Raw genomic sequence first — 23245 nt, forward strand, 5'->3', positions numbered from 1 at the left:
TCAGTCGACCGGGACGATGAAGCCTTCTTTCACGAGCCAGTCGTAGGCGACGTCGGAGGGGTCGGCACCATCGATGTCGATGAGTCCGTTGAGTTCCTGCATGAGCTCGTCGGTGAGTTTCGCCGACACCGGAGCCATGAGTTCGGCGATCTCCGGGTTCGCGTTGTTGACGCCGGTGCTCACCACGAGGCAGCCGCTGTAGGGCAGGAAGAACTTCTTGTCGTCTTCCAGGACGACGAGGTCGAGGTTCTTGATGCGACCGTCGGTGGAGTAGACCATGCCGAAGTTGCAGGGTTCGCTCCGTGCGGTCGAGGTGTAGACGACGCCGGAGTCCATGGTCGTCACGTTGCTCTTGGGCACGCCGCCGGGGGCGTCGAGCGGGATGTCGTATGCCTCCAGCATGGGGATGAAACCGTCCGCGCGCGAGAGGAACTCGTCGTTGATGCAGAACGTCCGCTCGGATTCGGGCAGCTTCGCGATGTCGGACATCTTGGTGACGTTCAACCGCTCGGCCGTCGGTGCCGAGGCGGCGAAGGCGTAGGTGTTGTTGAACGACGAAGGCGGTAGCCACTCGACACCGTTGGCGCGTTCGGCGTCACGGACGCGCTCGTACAGCTGCTGCGGATCCGCGATGGTCTCCGTCTCACCGAGATAGGTCTGCCAGGCGGTGCCCGTGTACTCCCACACGATGTCGGCGTCACCGTTGAGAACCGCTTGCCGCGAGGACATCGATCCCGGTGCGTTGGTGAGGTCGTCGACGTCGGCCCCGGCCGCTGCCAGATAGGTCGCGGTGATCTTGCCGAGCAGGACCTGTTCGGTGAAGTTCTTCGACGTCACGGCCACCGACGTGCCCTCCAGCGGACGTTCGCCGCCGGGAAGGGAAGCGGGACGGAAGGTTCCGGACGAACTCACCAGACCACACGCCGACAGCGTCATCACGAGGGCCGCCGACGCGGCCAGGATTGCGAGTGCCCGGGAGCGGAGCGAGCGGGCCGAATGTGACCGGCGCCGGGAGCGCAGCGAGCGGGCCGAATGTGACCGGCGCCGGGAGCGCAGCGAGCGGGCCGAATGCGACCGTGTCATCATGCGATCCCCCGTGGTGTCGCGACGAGTTCGACGAGGCGGCCGAGCCAGTCGATCGTCATGGCGAGCAGGGCGACCAGGATCGCGCCCGAGACCAGCAGCTTGGGCAGGAACAGCGTGATGCCGGTGGTGATGAGCGTGCCCAGGCTGTTCGCGCCGATGAACGTGCTGAGGGTGGCGGTGCCGACCAGGATCACCAGTGCGGTCCGCACCCCGTTGAGGATGACGGGTACGGCGAGCGGTAGTTCGACCTGGACGAGGGTGCGGACGGCGGACAGGCCGATGCCCCGGGATGCCTCGACGGTCCGTTGATCGACCTGACGCAATCCGACGATGGTGTTCTGCAGGATCGGGAGCACCGCGTAGACGACCAGGCCGACGACGGCCGTGTTGAAACCGGTCCCGAGCCAGAAGGTGAACAGCACCAGCAGACCGATCGCCGGCGCCGCCTGCCCGATGTTGGCGATGTTCACCGCGATCGGGTTCAGCCACCGGAGCGACGGTCGGGTGAGCGCGATACCCAGTGGGATCGCGATCACGACGACGATGACGGTGGCGACGAGAGTCAGCTGGATGTGATCGAGGATGGTGGCGCGCAGCGCGGCCCACGACATCGACGCGCTCTCGGTGGTGGTGAACGTGGTGTTCGCGTACCAGATGGCGAAACCCACGCCGACGACCACGATCACGAGCGGTTCGAACCACACGTCGATGGGGATACGGGAGAGCCGTCGTCGAAAGCCGCTCGGGACCGACTCCGGGGCAGGGGGTTTCGCGGTCTCGGTGATCCTCGCCTCTTCGGCGATGAAACCCGTCACCGCTCGGCGCTCGTCTCGGGTGTGCCCACCGGCGCTGTCGCGGAACCGGCGCCTGCGGCCGGTTCCAGGCCGGGCTCGTCGTCGGCCGCGACGACCGGGGTCTCGACGGGAGCCGAACCCTCGGCGTGGTCGAGATAGCCGCCGTGGTCGTCGTCTTCCCGCACCGTCGCGAGTTGGCCGCGGATCGCCTCCATCACCGAGGCGATGTTCAGTGCCCCGACGACCGCGCCGCGTCCGTCGGTGACGAGCACGCCTCCCTGGCTCGTCGCGAGCATCGAGTCGAGAGCGTCGTTCAGCGTCGAGGACTTGGCGACGACCGGGAGGCGATGGTCGAGGTAGTCGGAGACCTCCGGCTTGGCGCGGATCTCCTCGACCGACGGCCATGCGCGTGGGCGGCCGTGTTGGTCGACGACGGCGACCCAGTCCTCGCCGGCCGCCTTCGCGCGGGTCACCACGGCACCGGACGGTTCTCCGACCCGGGCGGTGATCACCTCTTTGAAGTCGACATCGCGGACGCGGGTGAGGGTCAGGTGGGCGAGAGTCGCGCCCGATCCCACGAACTCCTCGACGAACGGGCTCGCCGGATTGGCCAGGATCTCCTCCGGCGGCGCGAACTGTTCGATGTGCCCGCCCTCGGAGAGGATCAACACCTTGTCGCCGAGTTTCGTCGCCTCCTCGAAGTCGTGGGTGACGATGACGATGGTCTTGGCCAGCTCGTGCTGGATCGCGATCAGCTTGTCCTGCAGGCGTGCTCGGGTGATCGGATCGACGGCGCCGAACGGCTCGTCCATCAGCAGCACCGGGGGATCGGCGGCGAGGGCGCGTGCGACGCCGACCCGCTGCTGCTGGCCGCCGGACATGTCCTTGGGGAGCCGTTCGGCGAAGGTCGCGGCGTCGAGTCCGACGAGGTCGAGCAGGTACTCGGTGCGCTCGGCGATACGTTTCTTGTCCCAGTTCAGGATTCGCGGAATGGCGCCGATGTTCTTGCTCACCGACCAGTGCGGGAAGAGTCCGCCGGACTGGATGACGTAGCCGATGGACTGCCGCAGCTTGTCCGGGTTCTCCGCGGTGACATCGCGTCCACCGATGTAGATGCGACCCTCGGTGGGTTCGATGAGGCGGTTGATCATCTTCAGCGTCGTCGTCTTGCCACATCCGGACGGGCCGACGAAGGCGACGATGTCACCGGCGTCGATCTCCAGGTCGAGACGGGCGACGGCCGGCGTGGTGGCTCCGCGGTAACGTTTGGCCACTCCGTCGAGGCGGATGGACTCCCCTGTGACGTTGCGGTTGTTGCCGTTCGGCGCGGACGAGGTGGCGGAGTCGGTCATGAGAGTCCCTTGGAGATGGTGAGTCGGCCGAGCAGAACCAGGAGAGCGTCGAAGACGAGGGCGATGATGACGATCAGGATCGTTCCGGCGAGCGCCATTTCGAGTGCATTGGCACCACCGAGGCGGGAAAGCCCGTTGAAGATCAGCGATCCCAGGCCGGGGCCGAGGACGTAGGCGACGATCGCGGCGACACCGACGATCATCTGGGTCGACACGCGGATGCCGGTCAGGATCACCGGCCAGGCGATCGGCAACTCGACGGTGAGCAGGATGCGCCATCTCGAAAGCCCGATGCCGCGGGCGGATTCGACCACGGCCGGCGGCACGGACCGTAGGCCGACGACCGCGTTGCCGATCACCGGCAGCGTGGCGAAGAAGGCCAGCATCAGAAACGACGGCGTCACACCGAGTCCGAACGGCACGATCAACAGGGCCAGGAGGGCAAGCGACGGAATGGTCAGTGCCACACGGCTCGACGTCAGCGTCAGCGCGCTGGCGAGCGGGAGGCGATAGACCACGGCGGCGATGAGGATCGCCACGGCCGTACCCACGAGCACTGTCTGAAATGACAGCGACGCGTGTTGGTAGGTCAGAAAAGTGAGTGATCGGGCGTTCTCGCTGAGGTAATCCCACAATTGCACTGTCGGTGTCCCATCCCCGGTGTCCCACCCCCGGTGTCTGCGTCGACATTACGCAGAGTTGAACGAGACTGCCGACATTTGGACCGATCCAGTGTGGCTTTCACGCGGCGTGGGTCGATCTCCGCTCGACGCGGTGCCATCCTGGATGGGTGAGTGAGACTGCGCTGACCAGCTCGGAGGTCGGACCCGACGACGATCGGGCCCACCTGGCCGAGGCCGTGCGTTCCTGGACGCGCATCGTCGCCTGGGTGCTGAGTGTCGGCGGGGCCATCGGCTTCGTCGCGGCGTTCGTGCTGACCGTGGAACGATTCGAACTGGCCGCCGACCCCGACTACGTGCCGTCCTGCAACTTCAACCCGGTGCTGAGCTGCGGTTCGGTGATGGCTCAGCCGCAGGCGGCGGTATTCGGGTTCCCCAATCCGCTGCTCGGGATTGCCGGTTTCGCGGTCGCGATCACCACCGGGATGGCCTTGCTTGCCGGGGCGCGCCTTGCCGGCTGGTACTGGGCGGGGCTACAGGTCGGGGTCACCGCGGCGATGGTCTTCATCGGGTGGCTGATCTATTCGAGCCTCTACTCGATCGGGGCGCTGTGTCCCTACTGCATGGTCGTCTGGGCGGTCACACTGCCGATCTTCGTCCTGGTCAGCGTGCGCAACGCGCACGCGAGCGGTCTCACCTCGCGGTCCCGTGTCGCGCTCGCCCTGGCCCGCAATCACGCCCCCATCCTCGTCGCGGGGGTCGGCCTCGTGATCGTGCTGATCGCGGTGCGATTCTGGTCGTACTGGTCCAGCCTGTACTGAACCCGACCTCGCGCGACCGCTCGGAATCTCCCGAGATGCACCACTACGCTGGGCCCATGGCTATCGGGCGTCCATCGGAGGGTTCGGCGGAGGTGCAGCGCGCGCCGCGGGCGCGGATGACCGGCGCGCAACGGCGATTGCAGCTCATCGAGGTGGCGCGCGGACTGTTCGCCGAACGGGGTTTCGAGGGCACGTCGATCGAAGAGATCGCGCAGCGCGCCGGTGTCTCGAAACCTATCGTCTACGAGCACTTCGGCGGCAAAGAAGGTCTGTACGCGGTGGTCGTCGACCGTGAGATGGAGACCCTGCTGGAGATGGTGACCTCGTCGCTGTCGAAGAACCGCTCGCTCTATCGCATCCAGCAGGTCGCACTCGCGCTGCTGACGTACATGGAGGAGCGCACCGACGGCTTTCGCATCCTGGTCCGCGGCGACAGCACCGCGAGCACGGACGAGACGGCGACCTACTCGAGTCTCCTGAACGACGCGATCAGTCAGGTCGAGCACATCCTGGCCGGGGACTTCGAACGACGCGGCTTCGATCCCGCCCTCGCACCGCTCTACGCCCAGGCGCTCGTCGGGATGGTGTCGGTGACGGCGCAGTGGTGGCTCGACGTCCGCGAACCGTCGAAGGAGGTCGTGGCGGCGCACCTGGTCAACCTGTGCTGGAACGGGCTCACCCGACTCGAACCCGATCCCGAACTCGTCGGGCCCGACTACGTCGAATCGCGCAAGCGGACCACCGTCGACGACGCATGACCGGGGGCCCGGCCCACACCCGACCCGAGGTGCCCGGCACGGGGCCCGGACCGCGTCTATTGTTGATTCACTCTGCGTCCCCCGGCCGGAAGGATCAACCGATGTCGACCCCGCACGGCGCCGGCCGGCCGGCCATCGCATCCCGCTGAGGCGCCGCGCGTGGAGACCGTCGGCATCTACCTGGTCGTCATCTTCGCGTGCGGGTTCCTCGCACGTGTGGCCCGCCTGCCGACCCTCGTCGGCTACCTCGCCGCGGGGTTCATCCTGCACGCACCGGGAATCGACGAACTGCCGATCATCGACACGATGGCCGAACTGGGCGTCACGATCCTGTTGTTCACGATCGGGCTCAAGCTCGACGTGCGGATGCTGCTCCGGCGCGAGGTCGTCATCACCACGGCGGCGAACCTGCTCGTCATCCTCGGGCTCACAATGGGTTTCCTCGGCGTCCTGGGTGCCATCGGGGTGCGGCTGCTCGCCGGCGAGGGCTGGGAGACGGTGGCGCTGTTGGGATTTGCGCTGTCCTTCTCGAGCACGGTGTTCGTCGTCCAGGTACTCGACGAGCGGTCGGAGTCGCATTCCCTCTACGGCCGGATCGCCATCGGCGTCCTCGTGCTGCAGGACATCGTCGCCGTCGTCTATCTGACCGCCATGCAGGGCGAGCCGCCGAGCCCCTGGGCGCTGGCCCTGGTGTTGCTGATCCCCGGCGCGTGGATCGTCCGGCGGTTGTGGAACACCCTCGGCCACGGCGAGTTGCAGACGTTGTTCGGGATCGTCATGGCGCTCGTACCCGGCTACTGGCTCTTCGAATCCGTGGGTGTCAAGGGCGACTTCGGCGCGATGATCATCGGCGTCCTCCTCGCTTCTCACCCCCGTGCGGGGGAGCTGTCGCGGACGTTGTTCGGTTTGCGTGAGCTGCTGCTGGTCGGGTTCTTCGTGTCGATCGGGCTGCACGTCACGCCGACGACCGAGACCGTGCTGCTCGGTCTGCTCCTGCTCATCCTGCTGCCGCTCGAGGGAGCGGTGTACACGCTGGTCCTCTCGCTGTTCGGCCTGCGTCGCCGGACGTCGATCCTCACCGGACTCGCTCTGGCCAACTTCTCGGAATTCGGGCTCATCGTGATCGCGACCGGTGTGGGGGCAGGCATCATCGGCGAGGACTGGCTGGTGGTGACATCGGTCGCGGTGGCGGGGAGCTTCGTGTTCTCCACCCTCGTCAACCGTCGCGGCACGGGCCTGGTGACCCGGCTCTCGGCGTTCGTCCCGACCACGGCCGCCGCCCGGGCGCACCCCGACGACGCGCCGATCGTCCTGGCACCGGCGCGCGTTCTCGTCCTCGGGATGGGTCGCGTCGGCCACTCGGTCTACGACCGGCTGGTCGACGAATACGGCCTACCCGTGATCGGCGTGGAGAACGACCCGCTCAAGGCGAGCGAACTGGCCGAGCAGGGTGTCCGGGTACTCGACGCCGACGCCACCGAGACCGACTTCTGGGACCGGGCCGTCGGCGTCGGCGAGCTCGAACTGCTCGTCCTGGCCATGCCCTTCCACGGCTCGAATCTCGTGGCTCTCGAACGGATCGAGGAGCTCGGCGTCACCGGGACCATCGCCGTCGTCGCGCAGTACGACGACGAACGCGACGAGTTACTCCAGCGAGGGGCCGACGTGGCGTTCCACATCTACGAGGGCACCGGCGTCGGACTGGCCGACGCGGCCGCCGAGGCCGCAGGTCTGGAACGCTGAGCGACGGTTCACCCCGACCCGGTGGCCAGGCCGGTCAGCTGCCCGCGCCGGAAGCGTCGTCGCCGCTCCAGAGGTCCTTCTGCATGTAGACGCAGTCGATCCACTGCTCGGCCTTGTGACCGATGGCGCGCAGGCGACCCACCTCGTCGAATCCGAACCGCCGGTGCAGTGCGATCGAGCCCTCACCTCCGGTCGCGGCGATGACCGCGACGATCTGGCGGACGTTGTCCGGGTCGGCGCGGGCGAGCAGCGCGGACATCAACGCGGTGCCGATCCCGCGTCCCCCGTGACCGGGCCGCACGTAGATCGAGTCCTCGGTCGACAGGTCGTACGCGGGCATCGTCCGGAACGTCCCCAGGTAGGCGTATCCGACGACGTGCTCGACCCCGTCGTCGACCGCGCGGGCCACCACGAACGGCCGGCCCGCAGCGGTGATCGCGGCGTGCTTGGCATGCCACTGCGAGACCGACGGAACCAGGTAGTCGAAGGTCGCGACGGTGTGCTGCACGTAGTGCGCGTAGATGTCCGCGACGGCCTCGCAATCGTCGATCGTCGCGTCTGACACGCGGATCGGGGGCGAGGTCGCGCCGGAGGTGCGGTCGCTCATGCCGATGAGGGTAGGGCAGGGGCGCCGACGGCGAGAACTCCGTCGGGACGAGTCCGCCGACCGGGCAGGGCGGGCCGATCGGCGACCCATACAATCGACGGAGTGTCGACGCTGTCTGCCCTGTCCGGTCTGGCCACACTCGCGTGTGCGGACAAGTCCTTCCGCGAGGTGCACAAGCACCGCGACGAGCGCCGACTGGACATCACCGCGCCGGATGCCGCGCGCCCCTTCCTCGTCTCGTGCCTGGTCACCGATGCGCAGGCGCCGCTGTTGGTCGTGTCGGCCAACGGCCGCGAGGCCGATGATCTGACGGCGGAGCTGGGCGAACTCCTCGACGACGCCGGGGCCGTCGCACAGTTCCCGTCCTGGGAGACGCTGCCGCACGAGCGGCTCTCCCCGAGTGCAGACACCGTCGGACAGCGACTGGCCGTGCTGCACCGCCTGGCGAACCCCGGCGACACCCCACTGCGGGTCGTCGTGACCACTGTTCGCTCGCTCGTCCAGCCGATGGCACCGGGCCTCGCCGACGTCGCCACGGTGACCCTGCGTGAGGGCATCGAGGTCGACTTCGACGCACTGCTGTCCCAGTTGGTCGAGATGGCCTACGAGCGCGTCGACATGGTCGGCCGACGCGGCGAGTTCGCGGTACGCGGCGGTATCCTCGACGTCTTTCCGACGACCGCCGATCATCCGGTGCGCGTGGAGTTCTGGGGCGACGAGATCACCGAGATGCGTGCGTTCTCGGTGGCCGACCAGCGCAGCCAGCCCGAGGTCGAGGCCAGCGAGGTGCGGATTCACCCGTGCCGTGAACTGCTCCTGACCGAGAAGGTCCGTGCGCGGGCCGCCGATCTCGCGGCCGCCGATCCGGGCGACACGACCATGACCGAGATGTTGGGCAAACTCGCCGAGGGCATCCCGGTGGAGGGGATGGAGGCGCTGATCCCCGCGCTCGTCGACGGCGACATGCAGTTGCTGACCGAGGTGATCCCCGACGGCACCCGGGTCCTCATCCTCGACCCGGAGAAGGTGCGGACCCGGGCCTCGGATCTGTCGAAGACGGGTGCGGAGTTCCTCGAGGCGTCGTGGACGGCGGCGGCCATGGGCGCCTCGGCGCCGATCGACGGCCGGTCGTCGGAGAGCCTCGGGATCGATCTGCAGGCCAGCGCGTACCGGTCTCTCGACGAGGTGCGGAAGGCGACACTCGCCGCGGGCCGGCCCTGGTGGACCCTGAGTCCGCTCGCGACCGGCAGCGGTGACGAACTCGAACTGGACCTGGCTCCCGGCCCGGCGCCACGGGGCGACGACCGCGAGATCGCGGCGACGTTCGCGCAGTTGCGCGCCCACGTCTCCGACGGCAAGACGGCGGCGATCGTGGTGGCGGGCAAGGGCACCGCGCAGCGTGTCGGCGAACGACTGTCCGACGCCGAGGTGCCCTACGTGATCGCCGAACCCGGACATCGGCCGCAGCCCGGCGAGGTGACCGTCTTCTGCGCGCCGCTGCGTGCCGGAATCGTCTGTCCCGACGCGGGTCTCGTGGTGGTCGCCGAGGCCGACCTCACCGGTACACGGGTCGCGAACGTCCGGGACGGCCGCCGGCTGCCGGCGAAGCGGCGCAACCAGGTCGACCCGCTCGCCCTGGCCGCCGGCGACCTGGTGGTGCACGACCAGCACGGCATCGGCCGGTTCGTCGAGATGATCGAGCGGACCGTCTCGGGTGCCCGGCGCGAGTACCTCGTCCTGGAGTACGCCTCGAGCAAACGCGGCCAGCCGGCCGATCGGTTGTATGTCCCGATGGACGCACTCGACCAGCTCTCGCGGTACGTCGGCGGCGAACAGCCGTCGCTGTCGAAACTCGGCGGGTCGGACTGGCAGAACACGAAGCGCAAGGCGCGCAAGGCTGTTCGCGAGATCGCCGGCGAGCTCGTACAGCTCTATGCCGCCCGCCACGCCGCGCCCGGACACGCATTCGGTCCCGACACCCCGTGGCAGCAGGAAATGGAAGACGCCTTCGACTTCACCGAGACCGTGGATCAGCTCACGGTCATCGCCGAGGTCAAGGCCGACATGGAACGTGCGGTGCCGATGGACCGCGTCGTCGTCGGCGACGTCGGTTACGGCAAGACCGAGATCGCCGTCCGTGCCGCCTTCAAGGCCGTCCAGGACGGCAAGCAGGTCGCGGTCCTGGTCCCGACGACGATTCTCGCGCAACAACATCTGCAGACCTTCACCGAACGGATGAGCGGCTTCCCGGTGCGCGTGCGCGGCCTGTCGCGCTTCACCGATGCCAAGGAGTCACGCGAGATCGCCGAGGCGATGTCGAAGGGCGAGGTCGACGTCGTCATCGGTACCCACCGACTGTTGCAGACCGGGATCGTCTGGAAAGACCTCGGACTCGTGATCGTCGACGAGGAGCAGCGGTTCGGTGTGGAACACAAGGAACACATCAAGTCGCTGCGCACCCATGTCGACGTGCTGACGATGTCGGCCACCCCGATCCCGCGCACGCTGGAGATGTCGATGGCCGGGATCCGCGAGATGTCGACGATCCTGACCCCGCCCGAGGAACGGCACCCGGTGCTCACCTACGTCGGTGCCTACGCGCCCAAGCAGGTCGCCGCCGCCATCCGCCGCGAGCTGTTGCGTGACGGCCAGGTCTTCTACGTGCACAACCGGGTGTCGACCATCGACAAGATGGCCAAGGACATCGCGGCGATGGTCCCGGAGGCGAGAGTTGTTGTCGCACATGGGCAGATGGGCGAGGATCAGCTCGAGCGCACGGTGTCGGGATTCTGGAACCGTGAGTACGACGTGCTGGTCTGTACGACGATCATCGAGACCGGTCTGGACATCTCGAACGCCAACACCCTGATCGTCGACCGCGCCGAGAACCTCGGCCTCTCGCAGCTACATCAGCTGCGTGGTCGCGTCGGTCGCAGCCGCGAACGTGGATACGCCTACCTGCTCTACAGCCCGGACCGGCCGCTGACCGAGACCGCCTACGACCGCCTGGCGACGATCGCGCAGAACAACGAGCTCGGCGCGGGAATGGCGGTGGCGCTGAAGGATCTCGAGTTGCGCGGCGCCGGAAACGTGTTGGGCGCCGAGCAGTCCGGGCACGTCGCGGGCGTCGGCTTCGATCTCTACGTCCGGCTGGTCGGCGAGGCGGTGGAGGCTTACCGTGCCGCCGCGGACGGGAAGCCCGTCGAATCCCGGGAGACGGGCGAGGTGCGCATCGACCTCCCCGTCGACGCACACATCCCGGTCGAATACGTCGATTCCGACCGCCTGCGTCTCGAGGCGTACCGCAAGCTCGCGTCGGCGACCGACGACGCCGCGGTCGACTCGGTCCTCGTCGAACTCAACGACCGCTACGGCCCACCACCGGTGGAGACCACGCGGCTGGCGTCCATCGCCCGGCTGCGCCTGCGATGCCGGGAGCGGGGGATCACCGAGATCGGTCTCGCCGGACAGGGAATGAAGATCTCGCCGCTGTCGCTGCTCGACAGCGAGCAGGTGCGTCTTCGTCGCCTGTACTCGTCGGCCACCTACCGGGCGACGACGTCGGTGGTCACGCTGCCCATCCCGCGCACCGGAGGCGTGGGGTCGGCGCGCCTGCGCGACGACGAGCTGATCGAGTATCTGACGACCTTCCTCACCCAACTGCGGCCGGAGCCGGTCACGTGACGGTGGTGCTGCTGGACCCGGCACGGCCAGATCTGATCCCCATTCGGGCACGCTCATGTCTCGCCGGGCCGGTGCAGGTCACCGAGGACGTGCCCGCGGCGATGCTGTGGGAGTTCGACCACGTCGAACCCGTCTTCGACGACGCACCCGTTGATCCGGGATCGGTGCTCGTCAGTACCGATCCCGAACATCCGCTGGTGCAGGCGCGAATCGCGCGCGGGGAAGACGTCATCGCGGCGCAGGCGGTCTCCGGCATGGCGCTTCTCGAGTCCGTGGCGTTGATGGACACATTGCGTCGGAACGGCCCGTGGGAGAGCACCCAGACGCACCACTCGTTGCGGCGTTACCTGCTCGAAGAAGTCTACGAGTTGCTCGACGCCATCGAGGCCGGTGACCCCGTGGAGCTCCGTGAAGAACTCGGCGACCTCCTGCTGCAAGTGCTGTTCCACGCGCGCATCGCCGCCGACGACCCGGAGTCGCCGTTCGACATCGACGACGTCGCACGGAGTTTCACGTCGAAGGTGACCGGCCGGACCCCGGGCGTGCTGTCCGGCGCCCACTCGGATCTGGAGACCCAGATCCGGGAATGGGAGGAACGCAAGGCGGCCGAGAAGCGCCGCGGCTCGGTGTTCGACGGCGTCGCCACGACCCAGCCCGCTCTCGCCCTGGTGCAGAAGGTCCTCGAACGGCTCACCGCGGCCGGTTATCCCGTCGACACCATCCCCGCGGAGACCCTGACCGTCACGGTCACCGCGGGCGGCGACAGTGTCGAGGCGCAGGCGCGGGACCGTGCGCTCGCGTTGATGGCCGACGTGCGCGCGGCAGAAGCGCGTGCGGCCGAGCGGGGCGTCACCCTCGACTCGCCCGAGGCGTGGTCGGCCGTGCTGGACGAGAGCCCTGCCTGATCCGATCATCAAGCGGCGCAGTTGTCGCGTTTCGTTGCGATCCGCGCAACGACACGCGACGACTGTCGCGGGGTTTGGGGGATGAACCGGATCGAGGCTCAAACGGACAACGCGGCCAGCTGTTTCGTCAACTCCGCCTCATCGATCCGCGTGTGGCGTCCGGCCTCGACGACGATCTCGCCGCCCACCATCACCGTGTCGACGATGGACCGTGATCCGGTGGTGAGCAACGACGCGCCGGGATCGCGGACGGGGAGGGTGGCGTAGTCGCGGTCGAACCGCACCAGTGTGAGGTCCGCGGGCGACCCGACCGTCACGCCGCCGGTCACCGGCGACAGACCGAGCGCGGAGTTGGCGCCGCCGCAGGCGATGTCGAGCATCTGGGGGAACCCGAGCAGGTCCGCACGCCGATGGACGGCGCGCTGTAGGTAGGCGGCGATACGCAGCGTCGCCAGCATGTCCTGGGTGTCGTTGCTGGCGGCGCCGTCCACGCCCAACCCGACGGCCAGGCCGCGTTCCAGCATCGCCGGGATCGGGGCCACCCCGCTGCCGAGCCGCATGTTCGACAACGGATTGTGTGACACCGCCACCTTTCGGGCGGCGAGGGTGCGCTGGCCGGCGTCGTCGAGCTCGACGCAGTGGACGGCGAGGACGCGGTCCCACAGGAAACCGTTACGGTCGAGGTGGTCGACGGCCCCGAAGCCGGTGTGCTGCCGACACATCTGTTCGTCGGTGCCGGTCTCGAGCAGGTGGATGGATACGGGGAGTCCACGCTCCTGCGCGAAGTCCCGGATCGTCCGCATCCCGGCGTCGGTGACCGAGCGCGGATTGGGTACCGCCAGGGCCATCGAGATCGCTGACCCGGCGACCTCGTTGCGGAGATGGTCGACGTGGTCCAGGACGTCGCCGAGGGGTTGCATCAGCCGCGGCTCGAACCCCCACTTGCGGCTCGGGTCGGCCCGGTCGGCGACCCCGCGGCCGAGGATCGCCCGGATTCCGGTGTCGCGCAGTGCCCGTACGACAGCGTCGTGGATCTCGTCCGACGGGTGCGGCCACATGTGTTCGACGACGGTCGTCGTGCCCGATCGCAACAGTTCGAGGCAGGCCGAGACGGCGGCGAGATAGGCCCGCTCGGGTGTGATCGCCACCGATTCCTCGCCCACGGCCAGCAACCATTCGAGCAGCGGCGTGCATTCGGCGATTCCCCGCATGAGCGACTGCTGGAGGTGCGTGTGGGTGTTGACGAACCCGGGAATGACGTAGCCGCCGCCGGTTGAACTACCGGGACGGTCGGTGGGTGCGATCGCGGTGACGATCCCGTCGACGACATGGACGTCGTGATGGGCTTTCCACTGCCCGGCCGTGTAGACGGTGACGTCGCGAAGGGCCGGGGCCGCCGCGGTGACGGCGGCCCCGGGCGATGATGTGTGGGTCACTTCGCGAAGTTCGCGGCGATGCGCTGGGCGAGATAATCGGCGGCCGTGATCGGCGGATAGGTGCCGCCTGCGCTCTCGATCAGTACGTCGGAGTTCGCCTGGGCGAAATACGCGAGCGTGTATCGCGGACCGGTGTACTCGCCCCGGCGGGGAGCCCGGACCCGATGGAAGTTCGACGGCAGCCGGTCGTCGGACCAGCGCATCAGCATGTCGCCGATGTTGCAGGTGATGGCGTCGTCGGACGGTTCCACCGACGTCCAGGCCTGGCCGTCGGCCTCGGCTCCCGGTAGCACCTGCAGACCCCCCTGGCCCGACCGCTGGAACAGCAGGGTGAGTGCGTCGAAGTCGGTGTGTGCGCCGGCGCGCCAACTGTTCTCGGAGTCGATCAGTTCGTCGGGGAACGCGTAGTAGTGCAGCAGCCGCAGGGTGCTCTGGTAGGTGTCCGCCGTCGGGTCGTGCGCCCGGGTGAAGAAGTCGCGGTCGAGACCCAGACGCTCGGCGAAACAGCTGAGCAGGGTCATGGCCACCGACCAGCACCGGTGCTCGAAATCCTCGATGGTGGAGCGGAATCCGGCGAGCTCGCTCTCACTCGGCCACAGTCCGTCCATGCGGGGCCGGGTGAACTGGTAGGACTCCTTCTGGTCCGGTGTGCCGATCGACGGGCGTACCTGGGTGCGGTACTCCCAGCCCGCGTTCTGGCCCTTCTTGAGCGGATACTGCTCCTTGACCGAACGGGGGAGCGCGAAGAACCGGGCGGACATCTCGAACGCGTGGTCCACCGCGGCCAGGTCGATGCCGTGGTCGATCACCTGGAAGAAGCCGATGTCGGTTGCGGCCGACCAGAGTTGGTCGGCGATCTCGTCGCGGCGGTTGTCCAGATCGGCCAGACTGATCCGGCGGATCTCGCGGTCGGTGGTTTCGGTCCCCAGCCCGCCCATCCGGCGTTCCCGGTCGAGCTCGGTCAGGCCGGCCGAGGCGGCCGGCGATGGGGGTGTGGTGGTCTCTGTCATCGTGTGTCTCTCTGTGGTCGGGGAAGACGTGGGCGTCGGGTCAGCGGATCTGCTCATCGATGAACTGGGTCGTGAACAGCTGGTCGGCGGGCAATGCGGCCGGCAGGTCGGCGCCTCCGCCGTTCAGGATCGGCACGAGGTCGTTGATCACGTTCTGCGCCTTCACCATGTCGTAGCTGCCGTAGACACCGTCCGCGCCCGGGGCGATGACCGCGCGATCCTTCAGCAGGCCCGCCGAGTACGCCGCCTCCCCGGCTGAATACGGGGTGAAGGAGACGTCCTGGGACACCCAGTTGACGATGGTGGCGTTGACCGCGTCGGGCGAGGCCACGTAGTCCTTACCGGTCTGCTGGATCATCGGGACCAGCTTCTCCAGACACGGCGACATCTCCTCGACGTCACCGGCGCGGACCGAGACGTTCGACGCGTAGACGTCGTACCCGGCGTCCTTGACCATCGCGTAGGCGACCGGCTTGTTCCACGACGGGGTCTCGTTCTCGTAGGTGTAGGGCTCGGAGTTGGCGAACCCCTGCTGGGTGATCGACGGGTCGCCGACGAAACGTGCCGGGGCGCCGTCGTAACTGGTGTCGAGCTGACCCTGCTGCAGCAGCCCCTTCGCGACCAGCCACTGCGGGAAGATCTGATCCTTCGACACCACCACGCTGGCGTCGGATCGGCCGATGTCGGCGATCGTCTTCACGTCCGGGTGGGTTGCGGGGTCCCACATGATGATCGAGGGGTTGTACTGCAGCAGGGGCGTCACACCGACCACGCGTTGGTCCTTGGCGGCGGAGATCATCTGGTCGCCGTGGACGAGACCGAGGTGGATGGAGTCGTCGGAGTACATGGCCGAGGGCACCGACTGGAATCCGATGGCCGGTCCGCCGGCGCGCAGCGTGATGTCGACGCCGGTGTCCATGCCGTCGAAGACGAGCGGGCCGGAGACCGACTTGTTGTCGGTGTCGACGGTGTACCCGGGTCCGAGAAGTCCGATGACCCCGGCCATGTCCGACTGCGGTTGCCACTGCAGTTGAACCACCGCGTTGTCGGGGCAGGTTCCGGCGAGGGTGGATTCGGCCGGCGCCGAGGGGAGGCTCGACGACGCGGTGTCGTCGGACCCGGAACTCGAGCAGCCGGCGAGAACCGCTGCGCAGATCGTCGCCGCTGTGGCGGCCACGGCCAGACGCGACGTGCGGAGGCGGGACGGTGGGTGAGGGGTCATGGGATCTCCTGGACTGATGCCGTTCATTCGCGACACATTCGCGATCTACATGTGAAAGCTAGGTCGACGTTCCGGATTGCGCCAGCCGGGAACGGTGCCGATCCGAGAGGGCTCCAGTTACATGTAGATAGGCTTTGAACTGCAACTATGTAGCGAATCGGGCCTCGGAACGACCCCGGCCCGCCCCAGCTGGTGACGCAGTGTTTACACATGGTCATCAACTTGAAATACATGTAACCAATCATCGAGTGGCAGTAAGACTGCAAAAGTTACATGTAGACAGCACAGGGGAAGGCCGGATGAAACTCTACGACACGGTGAGGGATGTGGATGCGCGTCATCTCACCAAAGATGTGGTCGCGTCCGTCTCCGGGGTGACGAAGCGATTCGAGTCCGGGACCCAGGCGCTGGACCGGGTGGACCTCGACGTGCGCGCCGGCGACTTCGTGGCCGTCGTCGGACCGTCGGGTTGTGGTAAGTCGACCCTGCTCCAGATGGCCGCCGGTCTCGAGAAGCCCACGGAGGGAAGCGTGGCACTGTCCACGGAGTCGGTCGGGTTCATCTTCCAGGAACCGACCCTCCTCGCCTGGCGCAGTGTGCGGGGCAATGTCGAACTCTGCGCCGAGATCGCCCGGCTGCCGCGGGGTGAACGACGACCCCGGGCGCAGGCCGCGATCGACGCGGTCGGTCTCACCGGGTTCGAGTCGCAATTGCCGCGCATGCTGTCCGGTGGCATGAAGATGCGTGCCTCGCTGGCCCGCGCGTTGACCTCCGAGCCCGAATTGTTGCTCCTCGACGAGCCTTTCGGCGCTCTCGACGAGATGACCCGGCTCGACATGCAATCCGAGCTGCAACGGCTCTACGCCGAACGCCGGTTCACCGCGATGTTCATCACGCATTCGGTGTCCGAAGCGGTCTTCCTCGCCAACCGGGTGATCGTGATGTCCGCACGCCCGGGGCGGATCGTCGCCGACATCGGCATCGACTTCGCTCACCCACGCCACCCGGATCTGCGCTACGACAGCCGTTTCACCGACCACGTCGCCGAGATCTCCGAGACCCTCCGAGGTGCACGATGACCACCGCCGCCCGATCTCGTCCCGCCGCCGGCGAGTACCACGGACCCGTCTCCGCGCCGCAGCCCGAACCCACACGGGGCGAACGGTCGTCGCGGAAGAGTGGCGCCCGCCGTGTCACGGCAGCCGTGCTGAGGTACGGAGCACCCCCGGTCCTCTCCCTCGCCGTGGGGATCGCCGCCTGGTACGCGGTCAGCTATCTCATCCTCACTCCGGAGCGGCGTTTCCTGCTCCCGCCGCCGCACACCGTGCTGACCGAGTCGCTGCTGGACCCGGACAGCGTCGGCCCCATGCTCGACGCGCTATGGGTCACCGCGAAGGTCTGTCTCGTGGGCTTCGCCTTCGCCGCGCTGATCGGGGTCGCCATCGGCGTCCTGATGAGCCGGGGGTCCTTCCTCGAACGCGCGATCTACCCCTGGGCCGTTGTGCTGCAGGTGATCCCGGTGCTCGCGATCGTTCCGCTGATCGGGCTCTGGTTCGGCTACGGGATGGTCGCCCGCACGATCGTGTGCGTGATCATCGCGATCTTCCCCATCATCGCCAACACGCATTTCGGCCTCGTCTCGGTCGACAAGTCCTCACACGAGCTGTTCACCCTGTCGAAAGCTTCACCGGTGCAACGCCTGCTGATGCTCGAGTTCCCGTCAGCTCTCCCGTCGATGATGACCGGCTTCCGGACGGCCTCGGGGCTGGTCGTGGTGGGCGCCATCATCGGTGACATGTTCTTCGCGAAGGGCGAACCCGGTATCGGGACCCTGCTCGACATCTACCGGGCTCGCCTGCAGTCCGACGACCTCATCGCGGCGATCGTCCTGGCCTCGGTGTTCGGCATCCTCGTCTTCGGTGCCTTCAGCATTCTCAACGCCGCCGTGAACCGTCGTCGCTGAGGCCATCTCCGCGCTCGCAACCACCTCGACCCGAACCGATTCGGAGGATTCATGTTCACCGTTCCCACCATCGACATCTCGCCCTACCTCGACCCGGACAGCTCGGCCGCGGCCCGGGACGGCGTGGCGCGCGCCCTCGACGACGCCTGTGGCGGAGTCGGTTTCGTCCAGGTCGTCGGTCACGGGATCGCACCTGGCGTCATCGACGGACTGACCGCGGCGCTCGACGAGTTCTACGCGCTGCCCCTCGAGGTGAAGAAGCAATACACCCGGCCGGGCAGAATCGTGGCTACAGCCCTCCGAAGAGTGAGTCGCTGAGCATGAGTCTGGGTGTGGCCGCGGCGAATCAGATGAACGACTTCTACGAGGCGTTCACCGTCGGCTCGGAGGGTTCCTGGTTCCCGGGCCTCGACCTGCCGGCGTCCAGCTACCCGACGAACACGTGGCCGGACGCGGCGCCGGGATTCCGCCCGGCGGTCGAATCCTGGTTTGACGCGGCGCGGGGCCTCTCACGAGTTCTGCTCACCGCCTTCACCGATGCGCTCGGTCTGCCGCCCGGGTACTTCGACGGGATGACCGATCACTCCATCGACGCGCTGAAGCTCAACAACTACACCCTCCCCGAAGGCGAGATCGAACTCGCCGGGGAGCTGACCGGGATGGGTGCGCACACCGACTTCGGCATCCTCACCGTGCTGTGGGCCGACCAGGTGCCCGGGCTCCAGGTGCTCGATCACGAGGGGCGGTGGCACGACGTGGCACCCGCCGACGGCGCGCTGCTGGTCAACCTCGGCGACGCCATGGCGCGGTGGACGAACGACCGGTGGCGATCGACTGTCCACCGCGTCGACCCGCCCGTCGTCGACGGCCGGATCCTGCGTCGTCGATCGGCAGCGTTCTTCTTCGACGGCAACGCCGATGCCGTCATCGAGACGCTGCCCGGGTGCGCGCGTACCGACCACCCGGGATATCCGCCGATCACCGTCGCCGAGAACATCGATGCGAAACTCGCCGGGATGAAGAGCGGAATCGCACCCGTCGGCGCCGAGCGCGAGGCGCAGCGCGTGATGGCCGCGGGATGAGGCCGGGGCATCGGCCTTCTACGCTGGGACGATCATGACGGGAAACGGAGACGACGGCGCGCTGCTCATGCAGTCGGTCCTGCGCCGGATACGAGACGAGATCTTCGACGGCACGCTCGAACCCGGTGCGTCGCTCTCGGTTCCCGGTCTGGCCGCCCGACTGGACGTGTCCCGCAGCCCGGTGCGCGAGGCGGTCCAACAACTCGTCATGGACGGGCTGGCGGTCTACACGCCTCGTGTCGGTGCGAAGGTGGCCGTCCTCGACGACGAGATGCTGCGGCACGTCTTCGAGGTTCGTGAGGTCCTCGACGGACTCGCCGCGCGCCAGGCCACCATCCGGGTGACCCGTGCCGAGCTGACCGGGCTCTGGGATCGGGTTCGTGAGCAGGAGCGTCTGCTGGAGACCGAGCCCGATCACCGACGCGACGCCGAACTCGATCTCGACTTCCACACCGCGGTCCGGTCGCTGTCGGGCAACGCCCCGCTGTGCGACGCACTGCTGAAGCTCGACACCCAGTCACATCTCTACCGATCCGACATGTGGTCGCACGAGGACAACCGTCGGCACGCCGTGACCGAGCACCGCCGGATAGTCGCGGCACTGGAGGTCGGTGACGCCGACGAAGCCGACCGGGCCGCGCGCGCCCACGCCGCCGGCGTGCTCGTCCGGCTGCTCCGTACCTGAGGCCCTTTCAGCGGCCACGGATCAGTTGAAGAGGTGTTGTCCCCACCATTCGCCGGGGGCGAGTCCGGGAGGTATCGCGAAGACCGACGACCCGTTGGGGATGAGGTACTCGGTCATCGCGTCCTTGCGGGCCAGGGCATGTTGCATCGGGACGAACTGGCGACCGGTGTCGCGGTTGAACGCGATGAAGAACAGGCCGGCGTCGAGGTGGCCGAATCCGTCCGAGCCGTCGGTGAAGTTGTACCCGCGCCGTAGGATCCGGACACCTCCGAGGTTGTCGGGATGCGCAAGCCGGATGTGGGCGTCGCGGGGGATCACCGGTGTGCGGCCGGAGGTGACCGCGAAGTCGGGTGTGTCGAATTCGTCGGTCTGTCCCAGCGGTGCGCCGGCCGCTTTCGTGCGGCCGACGATCTGTTCCTGTTCGAGTAGGTGGGCGCGGTCCCATGGCTCGATGTCCATGCGGATACGTCGGGCGACGAGGTAGGTACCGCCGGTCATCCAGCGGGCGGCCGGCGGGTTGTCCTCGGCACCGACCCACACCCAGCGGTCGAGCAGCTCGGTGTCCTCCGCCCGGAGGTTGTTGGTTCCGTCCTTGAATCCGAACAGGTTGCGCGGGGTCGACTGCGACTGGGTGGTCGACGAGGTGCGGCCGAAACCGAGTTGGGACCACCGCACCGCGGCCACGCCGAAGGCCATGCGGGCCAGGTTGCGGATCGCGTGGACCGCGACCTGAGGATCGTCGGCACATGCCTGGATGCAGATGTCGCCGTAGGACCGTGCCGGTTCGATCTTCTCCGCCGCGAAACCGGGGAGATCCTGCAGGGCAGCGGGTTTACGATCGCCGATGCCGAATCGGTCGGGGCGCGCGGGGTCGGCGGCGCTGGGACCGAACAGTCCCGGACCGAAACCGATGGTGAGGGTGAGGTTCGCGGCACCGAGGCCCAGTGCCTCGCCGGTGTCGGCCGGCGGTGTGTAGTCACCGAGTCCGGTCGCGCCGTCGTCGACGGTCTCTTCCCCGCGGGTCATCCGTTCGGCCGCCGCGGTCCAACGTTGCAGCATCGCGATGAGGTCGGCGCGGGAGTCGGTGACGACGTCGAAGCTGGCGAAGTGGAGCCGGTCCTGCGCCGCGGTGATGATGCCCGCCTGGCGCTCGCCGCGGAAGTCGACGATCTGGGTGGGCGGGGACTCCGAGGACGCGGACGCCCGCCCGATCGCGACCCGCCCGCGGCGACGACCAATCCGGCGCCGGCGCCGCCGATCACCGCGCGGCGGGAGAACCCGCGCCGTGGGGACCGGGGCGGGGCGTCGGACTCCGCGTCGCGCGGGTCGGGGGCCGGATCACTCACTGGGCCAACACGATCCCGGGAACCTGCGACAAGGTCGCCGACAGGGCGTCGATCTGGTTGGACATCGCCTTGCGCTGGTCGGCGGAAACCTCGGTGTAGGACACGTACCCGTCGCCGGAGCGGTAGGTGTTCACCGAGTCGCGGACCGTGGCGAACTGGGCGGTGATGGTGTCCATCAGCTGCGGGTTCTTCGCCGCGATGATCGGCTGCAGTGTCGCGATCGCCGTCTCCGAGCCGTCGAGGTTGCCGGCGAAGTCCCACAGGTCGGTGTGCGAGTACCGGTCTTCCTCGCCGTCGATCTTGGTGGCTGCGACCTCGTCGATGAGCGCCTGGGGGCCCTTCACGAACGACCCGGTCTCGAACTCGAACCCGGGTGCGTTGACCTCGTCGCGGAGCTTCGTCACATCCGCGAGCAGCTGGTCGGCGACCGGCGCAATCGTCTGCGGGTTGTCGGTGGCGGCCGCGTTCTGTGCATCGGCTGGGGTGATCTGGCCGGGCTGATCGCCGATCTCGGCCGGTTGCGGCGGCCACAGGAAACGTTCGATGCGGTGGAAGCCGGTGAACGGCTGGGCGCCGTCTTCGGTGTCGTCCCAACGCATGTCGATGGCGGGGTCGAGGTCGGGGAAGGACTCGGCGACCGGCTCGATGCGCTCGTAGGGCGTGCGCGCGAGCCCGAACTGGGCGCGAGCGGCGTCGAGATCGCCCGCTTTGACGCTGCCGACGAAGGTGGTCACCTGCGCGTGCAGGGTGTTGAGCTGGTTGCGGACGTACTCGAGGTACTGGCCTTTCGCGGCGGTCACGTCCGCGGGTACGTCGGCCTTCTCCTTGCGCTCGCCGCCGACGGTGAGTTCGGTACGGATACCGGTGCCGACCATGCCGGGTTTGCAGGCCACGGTGTACGTGCCGGGTTCGACGATCTCGACACTCAGGTTGCCCGACAGCCCGGGGCCGATGTTCTCGACCTCGCCGAGTACGCGGTTGTTGGTGCCGTACACGTAGAACTCGGTGACCTTGTCGCCGGAGTTGGTGACGGCGAAGTCGACGTCGCCCGTGGTCGCCTCGCTGCTCGCCAGTTCGCACGCATCATTGGTGGAGGTGACCGTGATCGCGCCGTCCGAGGTGGCCTTCTGGGTACAGCCGGCCAGCAGCACGGGCAACACGAGTGCCGCGGCCGCGCCGGCGGCCATCACGGTTCTGCGATTCACTGAGGGTTCCTTTCGGTTGCGGATTCCGCGGATGCGGGGTTCTGCGTGGTCGTCGTTCCCGGCGCGGAGGTGCCGGTGGGGGAGGCTTCGGGAGCCGGGGTCAGTTGCCGTCGGCAGAAGATCGTCAGCACGACGGCCACGTACACGACCCAGGCGACGACCTGCAGGACGGTGGGGTCGGGCCGAAAGTTGAAGATGCCGCCGAGCACGGTGCCGTACCAGGACGACGCGTCGTAACCCTCGGAGATGTCGAAGGCGACGGCTCCGTGCCCGGGCAGCCACCCGACGGTCTGCAGGGCGCCGATGCCGTACGTCAGGATCCCGGCCGCCACGAAGATCAGGAAGACCCCGGTGTAGATGAAGAACAGACGCAGATCCAGTCGGATCGCGCCCTGGTAGATCAGCACGGTCAGCGCGACCGCGGCCACGACCCCGAGCAGCAAGCCGATCAGCGGCCACAATCCGCCGGAAACACTCTCGGCGTAGCCGACCATCAGCAGGGCGGTCTCGAACCCCTCCCGCCCGACGGCGAGGAACGCCAACCCCATCACCGAGGCCCGGCCGGCGACGAGTGCCCGCGACATCCCGCTCTTGAGATCGGTGGAGATGTGCCGGGCGGCCTTGCTCATCCACAGCACCATGAACGTGACGATGACGACCGCGACCAGTGAGGCGATCCCGGCGATGGTGTCGGCCGCGAGCGGGGTCATGGTCGACGTGCCGAAGTGGATCACCAGGAACACCACGACGACCATCGCCACCGCGGCGGCCACGCCCGACCAGATCCACTTGAGCGCATCTCGCCGGCCGGTCTTGACCACATACGCGACGAGAACCATGACCACTATGCCGGTTTCGAGTCCTTCGCGTAACCCGATCAAGCCACTGCCGAACATCTGCGTGAACGTCGAAGGCGCGTCGCTCGC

At 67.8% G+C, this 23245-nt stretch carries 18 protein-coding genes and 2 pseudogenes; 9 read left to right on the forward strand and 11 right to left on the reverse strand.

From position 1 onward, the window contains the following. From QAD21_RS07330 to QAD21_RS07345, 4 genes are all read right to left on the reverse strand, one after another. The gene (locus QAD21_RS07330; RefSeq protein WP_207624970.1) at nt 1–936 is read right to left on the reverse strand and encodes a glycine betaine ABC transporter substrate-binding protein; all 936 of its coding nucleotides are present in this window, start codon (nt 934–936) and stop codon (nt 1–3) included. Nucleotides 937–1082: 146 nt separating this feature from the next. Continuing rightward, nucleotides 1083–1901, reverse strand: coding sequence for an ABC transporter permease (locus QAD21_RS07335; protein WP_058250826.1), 819 nt, complete (start codon nt 1899–1901; stop codon nt 1083–1085). Continuing rightward, the gene (locus QAD21_RS07340; RefSeq protein WP_165630287.1) at nt 1898–3232 is read right to left on the reverse strand and encodes an ATP-binding cassette domain-containing protein; all 1335 of its coding nucleotides are present in this window, start codon (nt 3230–3232) and stop codon (nt 1898–1900) included. The genes QAD21_RS07335 and QAD21_RS07340 overlap by 4 nt, the downstream gene beginning before the upstream one ends. Next, nucleotides 3229–3873: an ABC transporter permease gene (locus tag QAD21_RS07345; protein WP_058250824.1), complete on the reverse strand. Its 645-nt coding sequence runs from the start codon at nt 3871–3873 to the stop codon at nt 3229–3231. Before QAD21_RS07345 ends, QAD21_RS07340 begins: the two co-directional genes overlap by 4 nt. Before the next feature lie 149 nt (nt 3874–4022). Between QAD21_RS07345 and QAD21_RS07350 the strand changes: the two genes are divergently transcribed. The 3 genes from QAD21_RS07350 (at nt 4023) to QAD21_RS07360 (ending at nt 7174) form a co-directional block, all read left to right on the forward strand. Continuing rightward, a complete protein-coding gene (locus tag QAD21_RS07350) occupies nt 4023–4673 on the forward strand; it encodes a vitamin K epoxide reductase family protein (RefSeq protein ID WP_159370413.1) in 651 nt (216 codons plus the stop codon). Between the two features lie 56 nt (nt 4674–4729). Further along, complete coding sequence (locus QAD21_RS07355; RefSeq protein ID WP_068971913.1) at nt 4730–5431, forward strand: TetR/AcrR family transcriptional regulator; 702 nt, start codon at nt 4730–4732, stop codon at nt 5429–5431. A 159-nt stretch (nt 5432–5590) separates the two neighbouring features. Next, nucleotides 5591–7174 carry a cation:proton antiporter family protein gene (locus QAD21_RS07360; RefSeq protein ID WP_159370414.1) on the forward strand — a complete coding sequence of 528 codons (1584 nt, stop codon included), beginning with the start codon at nt 5591–5593 and terminating at the stop codon, nt 7172–7174. 34 nt (nt 7175–7208) lie between these two features. On the opposite strand, the gene QAD21_RS07365 is transcribed toward QAD21_RS07360, so the two are convergent. Next, entirely contained in the window at nt 7209–7781 is a 573-nt protein-coding gene (locus QAD21_RS07365) for a GNAT family N-acetyltransferase (protein ID WP_159370415.1), read from the reverse strand. Nucleotides 7782–7883: 102 nt separating this feature from the next. On the opposite strand from QAD21_RS07365, the gene mfd reads away from it, so the two are divergent. Both mfd and QAD21_RS07375 read left to right on the forward strand, forming a co-directional pair. Next, nucleotides 7884–11465 carry a transcription-repair coupling factor gene (gene mfd, locus QAD21_RS07370; protein ID WP_159370416.1) on the forward strand — a complete coding sequence of 1194 codons (3582 nt, stop codon included), beginning with the start codon at nt 7884–7886 and terminating at the stop codon, nt 11463–11465. Next, nucleotides 11462–12370, forward strand: coding sequence for a MazG family protein (locus tag QAD21_RS07375; RefSeq protein ID WP_277242741.1), 909 nt, complete (start codon nt 11462–11464; stop codon nt 12368–12370). The genes mfd and QAD21_RS07375 overlap by 4 nt, the downstream gene beginning before the upstream one ends. 98 nt (nt 12371–12468) lie before the next feature. Here QAD21_RS07375 and QAD21_RS07380 read toward each other — a convergent pair whose 3' ends face one another. Genes QAD21_RS07380 through QAD21_RS07390 form a run of 3 tightly spaced genes read right to left on the reverse strand, consistent with a single transcriptional unit; the run spans nt 12469 to nt 16038 of the window. Continuing rightward, nucleotides 12469–13806: an amidohydrolase family protein gene (locus QAD21_RS07380; RefSeq protein WP_068971909.1), complete on the reverse strand. Its 1338-nt coding sequence runs from the start codon at nt 13804–13806 to the stop codon at nt 12469–12471. After that, nucleotides 13803–14816: a 2OG-Fe(II) oxygenase family protein gene (locus QAD21_RS07385; protein ID WP_280361049.1), complete on the reverse strand. Its 1014-nt coding sequence runs from the start codon at nt 14814–14816 to the stop codon at nt 13803–13805. The genes QAD21_RS07380 and QAD21_RS07385 overlap by 4 nt, the downstream gene beginning before the upstream one ends. Before the next feature lie 40 nt (nt 14817–14856). After that, nucleotides 14857–16038 carry a nitrate ABC transporter substrate-binding protein gene (locus tag QAD21_RS07390; protein WP_280361051.1) on the reverse strand — a complete coding sequence of 394 codons (1182 nt, stop codon included), beginning with the start codon at nt 16036–16038 and terminating at the stop codon, nt 14857–14859. Nucleotides 16039–16337: 299 nt separating this feature from the next. On the opposite strand from QAD21_RS07390, the gene QAD21_RS07395 reads away from it, so the two are divergent. The 4 genes and pseudogenes from QAD21_RS07395 (at nt 16338) to QAD21_RS07410 (ending at nt 19768) form a co-directional block, all read left to right on the forward strand. After that, nucleotides 16338–17117, forward strand: a complete 780-nt coding sequence (locus tag QAD21_RS07395) for an ABC transporter ATP-binding protein (RefSeq protein ID WP_280361053.1) — start codon at nt 16338–16340, stop codon at nt 17115–17117. After that, the gene (locus QAD21_RS07400; RefSeq protein ID WP_280361055.1) at nt 17114–18001 is read left to right on the forward strand and encodes an ABC transporter permease; all 888 of its coding nucleotides are present in this window, start codon (nt 17114–17116) and stop codon (nt 17999–18001) included. Before QAD21_RS07395 ends, QAD21_RS07400 begins: the two co-directional genes overlap by 4 nt. 51 nt (nt 18002–18052) lie before the next feature. Further along, a pseudogene (locus QAD21_RS07405) lies at nt 18053–19083 on the forward strand (2-oxoglutarate and iron-dependent oxygenase domain-containing protein). A 34-nt stretch (nt 19084–19117) separates the two neighbouring features. Next, entirely contained in the window at nt 19118–19768 is a 651-nt protein-coding gene (locus QAD21_RS07410) for a GntR family transcriptional regulator (protein WP_058250812.1), read from the forward strand. A gap of 21 nt (nt 19769–19789) precedes the next feature. Here the strand turns inward: QAD21_RS07410 and efeB are convergent. The 3 genes and pseudogenes from efeB to efeU all read right to left on the reverse strand — a co-directional run bounded on the left by efeB (nt 19790) and on the right by efeU (nt 23215). Next, a pseudogene (efeB, locus tag QAD21_RS07415) lies at nt 19790–21114 on the reverse strand (iron uptake transporter deferrochelatase/peroxidase subunit). Continuing rightward, on the reverse strand, nt 21111–22319 hold the full coding sequence (efeO, locus tag QAD21_RS07420; protein ID WP_280361058.1) for an iron uptake system protein EfeO: 1209 nt from the start codon (nt 22317–22319) through the stop codon (nt 21111–21113). Before efeO ends, efeB begins: the two are co-directional and overlap by 4 nt. Continuing rightward, the gene (gene efeU, locus QAD21_RS07425) at nt 22316–23215 is read right to left on the reverse strand and encodes an iron uptake transporter permease EfeU (protein ID WP_259935521.1); all 900 of its coding nucleotides are present in this window, start codon (nt 23213–23215) and stop codon (nt 22316–22318) included. The genes efeO and efeU overlap by 4 nt, the downstream gene beginning before the upstream one ends. Nucleotides 23216–23245: the final 30 nt, after the last annotated feature.

The organism is Gordonia sp. SMJS1 (genome assembly GCF_029866425.1).
In the GTDB taxonomy this organism is placed as follows: Bacteria; Actinomycetota; Actinomycetes; order Mycobacteriales; family Mycobacteriaceae; genus Gordonia; species Gordonia hongkongensis.

Bases quoted from the DNA above. Each gene is read 5' to 3' on its own strand.
- QAD21_RS07330 (WP_207624970.1), bottom strand. From the start codon at position 936: ATGACGCTGTCGGCGTGTGGTCTGGTGAGTTCGTCCGGAACCTTCCGT.
- QAD21_RS07340 (WP_165630287.1), bottom strand. From the start codon at position 3,232: ATGACCGACTCCGCCACCTCGTCCGCGCCGAACGGCAACAACCGCAAC.
- QAD21_RS07355 (WP_068971913.1), top strand. From the start codon at position 4,730: ATGGCTATCGGGCGTCCATCGGAGGGTTCGGCGGAGGTGCAGCGCGCG.
- QAD21_RS07365 (WP_159370415.1), bottom strand. From the start codon at position 7,781: ATGAGCGACCGCACCTCCGGCGCGACCTCGCCCCCGATCCGCGTGTCA.
- QAD21_RS07385 (WP_280361049.1), bottom strand. From the start codon at position 14,816: ATGACAGAGACCACCACACCCCCATCGCCGGCCGCCTCGGCCGGCCTG.
- QAD21_RS07390 (WP_280361051.1), bottom strand. From the start codon at position 16,038: ATGACCCCTCACCCACCGTCCCGCCTCCGCACGTCGCGTCTGGCCGTG.
- QAD21_RS07395 (WP_280361053.1), top strand. From the start codon at position 16,338: ATGAAACTCTACGACACGGTGAGGGATGTGGATGCGCGTCATCTCACC.
- QAD21_RS07400 (WP_280361055.1), top strand. From the start codon at position 17,114: ATGACCACCGCCGCCCGATCTCGTCCCGCCGCCGGCGAGTACCACGGA.
- QAD21_RS07410 (WP_058250812.1), top strand. From the start codon at position 19,118: ATGACGGGAAACGGAGACGACGGCGCGCTGCTCATGCAGTCGGTCCTG.
- efeU (WP_259935521.1), bottom strand. From the start codon at position 23,215: ATGTTCGGCAGTGGCTTGATCGGGTTACGCGAAGGACTCGAAACCGGC.